Source organism: Pseudomonas eutrophicaquae (genome assembly GCF_023544715.1).
Lineage (GTDB): Bacteria > Pseudomonadota > Gammaproteobacteria > Pseudomonadales > Pseudomonadaceae > Geopseudomonas.
The window spans coordinates 31,374-43,559 of the sequence record NZ_JAMJEZ010000019.1 but is presented as its reverse complement, the minus strand read 5'-3'; the positions used below and the strand labels follow the sequence as shown (position 1 = coordinate 43,559).

8 protein-coding genes are annotated in these 12,186 nt (G+C 62.4%); 6 read left to right on the top strand and 2 right to left on the bottom strand.

Annotated features, from left to right (window positions below):
• The first annotated feature begins 131 nt into the window (after positions 1–131).
• Positions 132–1,412, top strand: coding sequence for an ABC1 kinase family protein (locus tag MXC11_RS09435; protein ID WP_250009529.1), 1,281 nt, complete (start codon positions 132–134; stop codon positions 1,410–1,412).
• Positions 1,413–1,423: 11 nt separating this feature from the next.
• Here the strand turns inward: MXC11_RS09435 and MXC11_RS09430 are convergent, their stop codons facing one another.
• Both MXC11_RS09430 and MXC11_RS09425 read right to left on the bottom strand, forming a co-directional pair.
• Positions 1,424–3,094, bottom strand: a complete 1,671-nt coding sequence (locus MXC11_RS09430; RefSeq protein ID WP_250009513.1) for a GGDEF domain-containing protein — start codon at positions 3,092–3,094, stop codon at positions 1,424–1,426.
• A 239-nt stretch (positions 3,095–3,333) separates the two neighbouring features.
• The gene (locus MXC11_RS09425) at positions 3,334–3,549 is read right to left on the bottom strand and encodes an SDR family NAD(P)-dependent oxidoreductase (protein ID WP_462938118.1); all 216 of its coding nucleotides are present in this window, start codon (positions 3,547–3,549) and stop codon (positions 3,334–3,336) included.
• A 345-nt stretch (positions 3,550–3,894) separates the two neighbouring features.
• On the opposite strand from MXC11_RS09425, the gene MXC11_RS09420 reads away from it, so the two are divergent.
• The 5 genes from MXC11_RS09420 (at position 3,895) to cobN (ending at position 12,176) form a co-directional block, all read left to right on the top strand.
• Positions 3,895–4,530, top strand: a complete 636-nt coding sequence (locus MXC11_RS09420) for a DUF1826 domain-containing protein (RefSeq protein ID WP_250009499.1) — start codon at positions 3,895–3,897, stop codon at positions 4,528–4,530.
• A 27-nt stretch (positions 4,531–4,557) separates the two neighbouring features.
• Positions 4,558–4,929, top strand: a complete 372-nt coding sequence (locus tag MXC11_RS09415; RefSeq protein WP_250009491.1) for a hypothetical protein — start codon at positions 4,558–4,560, stop codon at positions 4,927–4,929.
• An 87-nt stretch (positions 4,930–5,016) separates the two neighbouring features.
• Positions 5,017–5,556 carry a putative natural product biosynthesis protein gene (locus MXC11_RS09410; protein WP_250009480.1) on the top strand — a complete coding sequence of 180 codons (540 nt, stop codon included), beginning with the start codon at positions 5,017–5,019 and terminating at the stop codon, positions 5,554–5,556.
• Positions 5,557–5,830: 274 nt separating this feature from the next.
• A complete protein-coding gene (locus MXC11_RS09405) occupies positions 5,831–8,104 on the top strand; it encodes a TonB-dependent receptor (protein WP_250009469.1) in 2,274 nt (757 codons plus the stop codon).
• A gap of 10 nt (positions 8,105–8,114) precedes the next feature.
• Positions 8,115–12,176 carry a cobaltochelatase subunit CobN gene (gene cobN, locus MXC11_RS09400; protein ID WP_250009465.1) on the top strand — a complete coding sequence of 1,354 codons (4,062 nt, stop codon included), beginning with the start codon at positions 8,115–8,117 and terminating at the stop codon, positions 12,174–12,176.
• The last annotated feature ends 10 nt before the right edge of the window (positions 12,177–12,186 follow it).

The window sequence follows — 12,186 nt, the reverse complement described above, 5'->3', positions numbered from 1 at the left end:
GGCTCCTGAAAATGATCGGGAGCACAGCATCGGCGGATGCGCCGGTTATTAGCAGATGGGGTTCATGGATCGGTTACCATGATCTTTAAACTCACCGCCAGAATAGCGGTTGTTCACGGATCAACATCACCATGCCTGATCTTCCTTCCCGTTCTGCATTTGGGCGCTTCCTGACATTAGCCGGTATGACTGCCCGTATTGCAGGTGGTGTGGCCGGGCAGCGTATCCTGAAAGGCCGTAGCGGTATTGACTGGCAGCCCATTGGCGATCTCTTAGGTGAAGTGCTGGGCAATATGAAAGGGCCCGTGCTCAAACTGGGTCAGATGAGCTCGCAGTGGCAGGGCATATTGCCAGAGCCAATCCTGCAAGCACTGCAGCGCTTACAGAATCAGGTACCTGCCTTACCCTTCGATCACCTGCAACAGCACTTACGCGCCTGCTATGGCTCAAACTTGAGCGATTATTTTCGTCATATCGACGAGGAGCCGTTCGCTGCCGCCTCATTGGCACAAGTGCATCGTGCCATCACCGTCGATGGTCAGCCGGTCATCCTCAAGGTGCAGTATCCCGGGATGGCGGCTATCTGTAAGGCCGATCTTCAGCAATTGCGCCGCCTACTGCCACTGGCACGCCTGCTTAAGGTGCCATCCGCTCAGCTTGAAGCGGTATATCAGGAGCTGGAGCGCAGCATCACTACAGAGCTGGATTACGTCCTCGAACTGCATCATCTGCAGCGTTTTCATCAGCATTTCGCGGACTGGCCAAACCTGCGCATGCCGATTCCCCGTGAGGATTTGTGCCGCCCGGGTATCCTGGTGTTGAGTGAGGTTCAGGGGCTGCCCATGGCTCAGGTGCATGAAGCCAGCGCCATCGTCCGTCAGCGTCTGGCGAATACACTGTTGAGCTGGCTGACAGAGCAAGCCTTTGAACTGAAGCTGCTACACGCCGACCCCCATGCAGGCAACTTTGCCTATACGCCCGAGGGGGCGTTGGTCATCTATGATTTTGGCTGCATCCAGCCACTCACGATGCAGACGCTCAGTGCGTATACCTCGACCTATCGAGCTTTGCAGCAAGGCCGGCCCGAGGCGCTGGAGCAGGCCTTTCAGCACATGGGATCAAGGCAACCGGCTTCAGCTCCTCCTTGGGAACTCTACCGACGCCTGATTACATTGCTGCAGCCTGTCTTGCAACCTGACGCGCAGTGGGATTTTGCCACCAGCCTTCTGCATCAAGAAGCCATTGCGCTATCGAGCCAGGTCACCAGCATGCTGAGCAGCCTACAGCCCTCGCCCAGTGTGCTGATGCTCAACCGCACCCTGGAAGGGCACTACTGGAACTTCCTGCGCCTGGGTGTGCCGATCCCCTTGGCGGATCGTTTGGAGCAGGCCTTGCTCGCCCAATCCGCATGAGTCGATAGTGCTCAGTTTTCCTGCAGGTAGACGCAGTTGCCGCCCAGTTGGCGGGCTTGTTCTAGTGCCTGTTCGGTACGCGCCAGCGAGTGCTCGAGATGTTCCCCTTGATCAACCATGCAGGCGCCGATGCTGAGGGTCAAAGGCAGCGACATTGACGACATGATGGCGTGGTGCAGGCGTTCAGCGATCTTGCCAAGGTCTGCATGCTCGCAAGCGGCGATTACGAGCAGGAACTCTCCCGCCGCCCAGTAACCCACCATATCGTAAGGGCGTACATTGCGCCGCAGTTGATGGGCCATCTCGATCTGCAACCGCGCGTGCCCCAATCCCGACTGCGGCAGTGCTTGAAAATCGTCGATAGCCAGCCAGAGCAGACCAAAGCGCGTGCCCTGTCGGTTACTCCGCGCATATTCCTCAACCATGCGTTCATGCAGGCCGATGCGGTTATGCAATTCGGTCAGCGGGTCGATACGTGCCAGTCGCTGCAGGGTCTCCGTACGCTGCTCAACCATGTTCTCCAGCTGGCGGGTATTGTCCTGTACGGCGTGCGCCATGTGTTCGAAGTGCTGGATCAGGCTGCCGATTTCATTCTGCCGGGCCGGCAGGCTTCCCGCCAAAGGCTCGCCATTACGCACACGATACATCGCCGCATCGAGGGTATGCAGCGGGTGGAAGATAAGGCGCTGCAACGTCTGCTGCATCAGCCACAGGGTCAACAGCAGCACGATGCCCAGTGCGAGCATCAATGGCCTAAAACTATCTGCCGGGATCAATTCCCCGGTATTGATCAGGGTGATTTCAAACCAGTCGATGCTGGGCAGGTAGGTGATCCCGGCCAAATGGCGCTGTTCGTCAAACTGTACGCGGGCACTGAGCACCTTGGTGGCATCACTCGAGGGCTTGACCAGGGTATTCATCATCTGCCGGATGCGCTGGCGATCGTCTGCATCGGTGAACAGCAAGTCCAGGGTATGCTGCATGCCTTCGTGGCGCACCACGCTCGCATAATCGATGATATCCGGATCGCGATGCAGCTGAATCGCACCCTCCCGGTTGACGAACAGCGTGGTGACCGCCGGATGATCCGTATCGACGATGTCGCGTAGCAGCTTTTGCAGCTCCAGTCCGGTTCCAACGACGCCGGCGATACCCTGTTCAGTGCGGACCAGTGCATTGATCCACAGCTTGGTTGTGCCCACGGTTTCATCAAAATTGACCCCGACCCGCAGTTCCTGCTGCTGCTGGATCTGCGAGTAGAACCAGGCATCGCGTTGCGTATCAGCAACCAGATGATAGCGCAGCGTTTCTTGGGCAGAGTCCGCGCTGTCGTAGTAGTACGCACCGTCGTCGAGACGGGCCACAAAGTAGCTGCCATCGCGGAAGTTGCGCCGATAGCGCTCCAGCTCCTCGAGCATCTGCGCTTCCAGCGCTTCGCGTTGTGTCGAGTTCATCCACTGCTGCATCAGTGGCGAGTCCGCTAGCTGACGGGCCAGTGCCATTTCACGCTCTACCAACTGCAGCAGGCGGGCACTGTCATGGCGTACCTGAAGCTCGGCCATGCGCTGCGCCCAGTTCTCTGCAATACGCCCGGTAATCTGTGGTAATACGGCCCAGCTGGCCAGTGAGGCGGTGGTCACGATGGCGGCAGCAATCAGCAGGAAGCGGGTCTTAAGGCTCATGCACGGTCTCGTGGGGGGGCGGGTACCGAGGGAATCAGCCGAACATGATGTGCAGCCACTCCTTACACATCCAGCCATTGATATCAGCTGGCCGGCATTTTGTGATGAACTTCACTGCCGATCAATCAAGGTTTATCCGTATTGCGACATGGGTCAGGCTCCCTGCATCGCGTACGCCCTGCAACCATACGCCACACAGCGCTGTGCGGGCGGTGTGGCATAGGGTTGTGGTGGGCGGATCAGGCGATGCTTTCGACGATGCCACCTTCAACGCGCAGCGCTGCACCGGCCCGCGTGGTGCGCAGCCCTGCCAGTGCGGCATCGACGTGTGCCTGCTGGCGACCGCTGATGATGACGGTCGCGCCGGCCTCGGCCAGCCCTCGGACAATGGCCAGTCCGATGCCGCTGGTGGATCCGGTCACAAGGGCCGTCTTGCCGGAAAGATCGATGATCATGCGTAAGCGCTCCTGAAGGGTCGACCAAAACGAAAGACTCACAGGGTGGGCTCCATCACCGCGGGCGGTCAAGAGGCACGCCGGCGTCCCTACTTGCTGCCCCTGATCCTGCCTTTTGTACACATCAATACCTTCTACAGCATTGCTGAGATCTGTGGACGCAACCACCGGTTTTGGATAATTTATTACGTTATAACAAGTTTTTAATGGGCTCGCGTGAGGTGCGCCGATGAACTATTTTGACTCACGGGGCGCTGGAGCCCGCGGCAAAGGGCATGGCCGCGGCATGTGCCGCCCCACCGGGTTGGCAAGCCGGGACAGATTGCTGGCAGAGGAGGGCGTTTGATGCGGGCTTTGAAACTCATGGCGCCACCGCGTCAGGTCTGCGGGGACTCGCCAGAGGTGCTCACTGAAGTGCTGCACGATGGCGTCAACCTAGCGGTCTGGCAGCGCACCCTCTCACAGGAGGTATCTGAATTTACCGCCGCGCTGGTGGCGTGTGGCCGGCCGCTGGCGGACTCCCTGAGCCTCGAGATCACCGATGCCGAGCCGGAACTCCATCACTTGGCGAGTGAGTTCTCGAATCTGCCGGGTTATGCCGCCTTTATCGCGGACGTGAGCTGGCTTCTACAGGCCTATGCCTGCCTGCTGGATGCGCGGCGCGTTGGCCTGCGCCTGCGTTTGCTTGACAAGGCCATGTGTCCGCGCTTCCATGTCGACCGCGTACCGCTACGTCTGGTGACCACCTACGTTGGGGCGGGCAGTCAGTGGTTGGCAGACACGCCCCTGGCACGCCTGCAGCTGAGTAATCTGGCTCTTGAAGTGGCTGAAGATATGATCCACTCGATGCGTACCGGGGATGTAGCCTTGCTCAAGGGGGAACGGTGGGAGGGCAACGAGCACGGCGCCATCATCCACCGCTCACCCCCCGTCAGTGACGACGAACGACGCTTGCTGCTGACGCTCGACTGGCTGGAGTGAGGCGACTTTTTTGCAACTGCTCGGTACATGACAGGGATGTTCCTGCGCCACCCACATCGCGCCCTGCTGGCCAGCCTGCTCTGTATGAGTGTGCTGCTGACGCTGTTGGCCTGCCCTCAGCACCGCCTGGCCATGCTGTTGAGTGACGTGCTGCTGGATGCCGCCTGGTGTGCCGGTGAGGACGGTCGCGTTGCCTCGCTCGGCACCCTGCCCGGTGATGATCCCTCGCTCAACCTGCTCGACTGTCCGGTCTGCAGTGCCCTGGTCCTGATACCGGGGCTGCTCCTGCTGGTCTGCTGGTGGCCACGTCGTCCAGTCCGGGCGCTACCCTGGCGTCAGCCCTGCAACAAATCACCCCCGCGCCGAAGCCGGCCCGCCCTCAATCCCCGCGCCCCATGAACCAGCGTGCCCGCTGCACGTTCGTTTGTTCGCCTGCCATCGCCCGTGGCAGGTGTCTTCGTTTCTGGTTCCTCTGGATGTTTGCGCATGGAAAAACTGGCTCGTCTGCCTGCTAAACGGCCGGCTATACAACCCTTCCCCGATTACCCCGGCAATGCTCATTCCTTTGTACAGCTCGACGCCCGGCTGATGCCCTACTGGCATGCCCTGTTCGATATCTGTCCCAGTCTGCTCAAGCTCGATGCCTGCGAGGGCATCGAGCTATTTCGCCATTTCATGCGCTGGGCCTATCGCCAGCGCGTCCCGCTGAACTGGACCTTTCACCTTCAGGCCTGCCGCTGGTTGCTGGCCTCGGAATACCGCGATCGCCTGACGGAGGAGCAGGTCGAAGCGCTGATGATTGCCTCTGCCGCCCGCTGGGCCGTCAGTGACGACACCCAGGCGCTGGGCGTTGTGCTGTCTTGTCGCGACAGCGGTGTCCGGGTCTTTGAATGGAAGGAGCATGTGGCATCCCGCCTGCCACTGGCGGTCGAACAGGAAGAGCTGCCCCCGACCCCCTGGGATATCGCCTGGTGCCCGCTGGCTTCGCGGGGTAGCACAGGATTTCGTCGCTGGTTGCCGCTCTGAGTCTGCGACAGGCTGCCACACCCTGACGCAGGCCTTGTGCCCCGGCGGTCTGTGGCAAGCTTGGGGCGGATTGTCGCAGTTGAGCGCAGGGCGCCGCCTGCGGAGACTGCGCCGGCCTCGAACCGGAGCTTAGGGGTTCCACAACGGGTTCGAGGTTCTCCGCTCGCTGCAGGGACTGCAGATTGGCACTGTCCCCCCTGGAAACAGGGGGGCTTTTTTTGCCGGCCCTCAGCGCATGCACCGTCCTTCGACCGGATAAGAACAGGAAAACTGCATGTCCTTCCGCCTGCAATGGCTCCACCTCCGGAGTCAGGCCCTGCGCACGCCCATCACATGGTTACTGGCGAGCACCGTCCCCTCACTGTACGCCGCAGAGCCGGTGCAGCTTGAGAGCCTGACCGTCACGGGCTCGACGATTTCGGATCGCTTTGCCGCCGACAGCCGAGTCGTCTCCAGCACAACGGTGATCGAGCATGAGGAAATCAGCGAGCGGCATGCCACGAACCTGATCGAGGTCCTGCGGGCTGTCCCGGGGGTGACTGCGGATCTGTCTGGCGAAGGTGACAGCATCAAGATCAAGCTGCGGGGGATCGAGAACCAGCGCTACATGGGCGAAAAGCCGGGCGTGGCCATCGTCATCGACGGCGTGCCGGTGTTCGAGCGGACCGGCAAGGTCAGCGTGGATCTCGACAATATCCAGTCGATTCGTGTCGTCAAGGGCGGGGCCTCGTACCTGTTTGGTGAGGACGCGCTGGCCGGCGCCGTCATCATCACCACCAAGCGCGGCGCCGGTCACGAGGGCGTGGCGATCGAGCACGATCGCGGCTCCTTTGGCTATCAGCGTGACAGCCTGCGCGGCGGCTTTGCCAGCGAACACTTGGCAGGACACCTGCAATGGGTCTCGCGTCGCAGCGATGGCTATTACGAGCTGTCGGAGCGCGACACTACCAGCCTCTCCGGCAACCTGCAGTATTTTCTCGATGATGTCAGCGATCTGACATTCGGTTTCGAGGTGAGCGAGCGCTTTCGGGATCGCGAGGGCTCGGTATCGGGCGCCACGATGGCGAAATACGACCCGCGCGGCGTGAGCGAGGGGCGTGGCTACACCCGCCAGTTCGATGTGGAGCTGTCTCGCTACAATCTCACCTACTCGCGGGATTTTTCCGCGACCGGCACGCTGCAGCTGCTGGGCTATCAATACACCGATGACACCCGCTACTGGTCGGCCCCCATCCGCTACGACGCCCAGGGGCGTCCGGTCAGCGATAATCAGGTCGATCAGTACCAGAACGACAATGACTATGCCCAGGTGCAGCAGGGGCTCAAATTCGAGATCCGGGAAACCTTCGGTCGCCTCGGGCTGATGGGCGGAGCCGAGGTGCGCCGTAATACCTTCGATGAGCAAGCCACCGCCAAAGAAAGCTACGCAACCACGATCCGCCCCCGCCTGATCGTCGTCGAGCAGGGCACGCTCAAGTCGGACTACCTGACCGAGGAGCGCACCCGAGCCCTCTACAGCGAGGCGCAGCTGTCGCTGGATAAGGGGCTGACGCTGGTGGCCAACTACCGTTTCGACAGTACCGATCTGGATGGTCTGGATCGCCTGGCCGGCGGGCTGCACACCGGTGACAGGTACCAGAACCACTCCTGGCGCCTGGGCTTCAACAAGGCGCTGAGTGCGGATCTGTCGCTGTACGGTGCGGTTTCCACCGGGTTCCGCAATCCCACCGTCAGTCAGTATGCCGATAACCCGGATCTGGACCCGGAGACCGCCTACACCTACGAAATCGGCCTGCACCAGGACAGCCAGTGGCTGGGCTGGCCGACCCGCCTCAACGCCTCGCTGTTCTACATTGACCGGCGCGATTTCATCACCAGCAACGTCGGTCAGTACGTCAATGACAAGGCGGCCAGTGCTGCAGCCGATATCGAGGAGCCGCGCCCGGAAAACATCGGCGGGGTGACCAGTCGTGGCTTTGAGCTGGCGCTGAGTACCGAGGTGCGCCACCGCCTGTCCTTCGATCTGGCCTACACCTTCCTGCAGAGCCGCTTCAAGGATTACGACAACTACTTCCTGGCCCTGGGCAACCCCTATGGCGCCCTGGTCAGTGATCCGGCCCAGTTCAGCAACCCGGCCAGTCAGGTGCTGTTCCTGCGCTATGACAACAGCGGCAACAGCGTGCCGCGCACACCGCGCCATCTGCTCAACCTGCGGGTGAACTGGTTCCCGGTCGAGCACTGGAAGCTGAGTGGCGAGATGGACTATCGGGGCACCAGCTATGCCGATGAGCTGAACCAGGAAACGCTGCCCTCGCGCACGTTGTTCAATCTGGCGCTGTCCCATCAGCGGCGTTTCATGGCGCCCGGTGACATCCCGCTGCAGTTCACCGCCTTCCTCAAAGTCGACAACCTGCTGGATGAGCGCTTCTATTCCAGCGCGCGCGGGTTCTACGACTCCGACGCCAATGGCGTCTACAACCGCGAAGATCTGTCGATTGTCGTGGATCCCGGCCGCGTCTGGCAGGCCGGTGTAGCGCTGCGGTTCTGAGGGAGAAGTGATGAAACGACTGTTGAGCATCCTGCTGATCGCCTGGTGCGGATCGGCCGGTCTGTTGCAGGCCGCGCCCAAGGTGGCGCTGCTGTCCACGGGGTTTGTGATGTCCCACAAGTTCACCCTGATGGAGGCGGCCGCCCGCGAGCAGGGGGTGGAGCTGGCCTGGGTGCAGGTTGATGCCGCACCTGCCGAGCAACTGCAGGCGGCATTGCAGGGGGCCGAGCGCATCCTGATCGATACGCCGCGCCCGGATGATCAGGCCAAGGTCGAGGCCGCGGCTGGCGCCTTTCTGCGTGAAACCCGCGTCCCGATCGTGCAGATCAACCGCATGACGCCGCAGGCCCGTCTGGTGGCCATCAACGCGCCGCAGGAAGTCGCGCAGCGGATTGCCGAGTATTACCTGAACGGCATGCCGGTCAACCGGCAGCGGCTGTTCACGTATCTGCGGGCATGGATGGAGGCGCGTGACCTCAACGCCGTGGCGGCCGCCCAGCCGCTGCCCGCCGGGGCGATTTACCACCCGGCGGCGCCACAGCAGCTGTTCACTGCGCTACCGGCTTATCTCGACTGGTGGCGCAGCCGTCAGGGCGTCGATCCGCTGCAGCAGCCGGTGGTGGCGATGGAAACCACCTCCAGCTACCTGGCCGACGGGCAGGAGCGGCATCTGGATGAGGTCATTCAGGCGCTGGAAACCGCCGGCGCGGTCCCCGTGGTGTTCTACCGCGAGGCGTCGCGTGAGCGGCGCGAGTGGGTCGCGCCTGCGGGTGCGCGGCCGGCAGCGGTTGAGCCTGCGGCGAGCAGTCCATTCCCCAATCCGCAGGCGGTGCAGCGCGCGGTGTCATCCGAGCCGCTGCTGACCCTGGAAGGGCGGCCGCTGGCGAATGTGCTGCTGGTCAACACCTTCCTCGGCGGGGATGTCGAGGGACGCAAGGCGCGTTATCAGGCCTTGGGGATTCCGGTGCTCAACGTGCTGCATTACACCCAGGGCGATGCCGCCGCCTATCGTGAGGATCTGGCCGGTGTGGATGCCTTCCGTTTGCCGTTCACCCTGACCAATGCGGAATACATCGGGATTCAGGACCCGGTGATCCTCACGGTCAATGCACAGGGCGAAAAGCGCAGCCTGCCCGAGCAGTTGGATCTGCTGGTTGGCAAGGCACTCGCCCTGGCCCGTCTGCAGCGCCTGCCCAATGCCCAGAAACGGGTGGCGCTGTTCTTCTGGAATTCGCCACCGGGCGAAAACAACCAGGGGGCGTCGAACATGAATGTGCCGCGCTCGCTGGCGCGCCTGACCCGTGATCTGCAGGCCGAAGGTTACGCGTTGAGTCCGGTCGCCGAGCAGCAGATGATCGATGCGGTGGCGCAGATGCTGCGCCCGGCCTACCGGCCCGAAGCGCTGAGTGAATTGATGCGCGGCGATCTCTGGGATTTTCTGCCGCTCAGCACCTATAAAGGCTGGCTGAAAACCCTGCCACCCGCCGTTGCCCAGGAGATGGACGCGCACTGGGGACGTGCCGAGGACAGTCCGCAACGGGTCACCCATAACGGCGTGGATGGCTTCGTGATTCCGCGCCTGGCGCTGGGCAATCTGGTCATCCTGCCGCAGCCGGCTCGGGGTGGCAGCAGTGCCGAGCAGGAGAAGGATCTGCTCCACGACACCAAGAAGGTCATGAATCACTACTACGCCGCGGTGTATCTCTGGGCGCGTGAGCAGTTTGCCAGTGATGCCATCATCCACTTCGGCACCCACGGCTCCCAGGAGTGGCATCCGGGCAAGGAGCGTGGCTTGTGGGCGTTCGATGCACCGAACCTGGCCGTCGGGAATGTGCCGGTACTGTATCCCTACATCGTCGACAACATCGGCGAGGCGCTGCACGTCAAGCGCCGGGGGCGCGGGGTGGTCATCAGCCATCAGACCCCGGCGTTCTCGCCGGCGGGATTGTCCGATGACTTCGTGGCCCTCAATGAGCAGATCCGCGAATACCACGCCCTGGATGAGGGGCTGGTGCGGGCCAACACCCGCCGCGCGATCCTCGAGCAGGTCACGGCGATGCAGGTGCTCAAGGATCTGGACCGCGAGACGCTGCCCACTGATGCCGAGTTCCCGGCCTTCCTGCGGGGGGTCGAGGATTACCTGGAGGATCTGGGGGCGGCCATGCAGCCCTTGGGGCTGCACACCTTCGGTGAGACGGCGCCGGATGAGCATCTGGCCCTGAATCTGATGCTGATCCTGGGGGATGAGTTGTTGCAGGTGCTGGGCAGTGACGCCGCCAACGATTTGCGGCGCGCCGACTATCGGCAGATCCGTGACAGTGAGCCCTATCGTTTCGTGCTGCGGCATCTGGTGCAGGGCACACCGCTCGACGCCCCCAGCGCGGCCCAGCAGGCGGTGCTGGAAAAGGGGCGGCGTCACCTGGAAAACCTCAAGGCTGCCCGTGAATCGCAGGCCCTGATCGATGGCCTCAGTGCGCGCTGGATTGATCCATCCTACGGCGGTGATCCGATCCGCAACCCCGACGCGCTGCCGACCGGGCGCAATATGTACGGCTTTGATCCGTCACGGGTACCCACTCGGGCCGCGCACGCTGCCGGCGTCGAGGCTCTCGAGGGCCTGCTGGAGAGCCATCGCGCCACACAGGGGCAGGCGCCGCGCAGGTTAGCCTTCAGCATGTGGAGCACGGAAACCCTGCGTCATCTGGGCATGCTCGAGGCGCAGATCTTCCATGCCCTGGGCGTGCAGCCACGCTGGGACAGCGGCGGGCGGGTGATTGGACTGGAGGTGATTCCGCTGGAGCGTCTGGGCCGTCCGCGGGTCGATGTGGTGATTTCCCTCACCGGCTTGTACCGCGATCAGTTCCCTAACGTCATGGAGCGCTTCAACGAGGCGATTGCGCTGGTGGCTGCGCTGGATGAGCCGCCTGAGCAGAACCCGGTGAGGGCCAATACGCTGCGTATCGAGCAGCAGTTGCTGGCAGACGGAATGCCTGCGCAGGACGCCCGCAACTTTGCGCTGACCCGGGTCTTTGGCACGGAAAGTGGTGATTACGGCACCCAGCTGCCGGATGCCACGCTGGCGTCGGATAAGTGGGACGAGAAGGACGGCAAACTGGCCGAGCTGTATCTGTCGCGGATGTCCTGGGCCTATGGACCGGACACGACGCAGTGGAGCCGCAAGCCTGCGGGGGCTAATGGTCGCGCCCTGAACGTCTATGCCGAGCAGCTTAAAGGCACGGATGCGGCGATGTTCTCGCGCTCCTCGAACCTGCGCGGGCTGCTCGATACCGACCATCCCTTTGAATACCTCGGGGGCATTTCCCTGGCCTTGCAGCATCTGGAGGGCAAGGCGCCGCAGCTGTACATCGCCAATTTGCGCAACCCCGACAAGGCGCGCCTGCAGAGCGCCGAGCGCTTCATGGCCACCGAGCTGCGTGCGGTCTACCAGCATCCCAACTGGATCAAGGAAATGCAGCAGGAGGGATATGCCGGCACGCTGGAGCTGCTCAGTGCGATCAACAATTTCTGGGGCTGGCAGGTGATGGATCGCAATGTGGTGCGCGATGACCAGTGGGAGGAATTTCATCAGGTCTATATGGCCGATAAATATGCGCTGGGGACGCGCGAGTGGTTCGAGCAGCACAACGCCGATGCCATGGGGCAGATTGCCGAGCGGATGCTGGAGGCGATCCGCAAGGGGTACTGGCAGGCCAGCGAAGAAACCCAGCGCCAGCTGGTACAGCTCTACCAGGAGCTGGCGGCCAAGCATGATCTGCACACGCGCAACGAGGCGTTCAAGCGCTATGTCGCCGAGCTTTCGGCCGGCTATGGCCTGACTGGCCCGGCGCCACAGCAGGCGGCGCTCTCTGCCGCGTCAAAGCCCGCCGCCATGCCGGAAACTCCCGCGGCCGAAGCCAGTCAGGACCTGCCAGTCGTGCAGGGACAACTGATGCAGGAGGTCCAGCCACCGGCACCACAGCCCCGTACCTGGTACTGGCTCGGCCTGCTGCTGCTCGGGCTGTGCGGCCTGCTCTATCAGGCCTGGTATACCCGGCGCACCCTTCATCCCTGAACGAGAGATC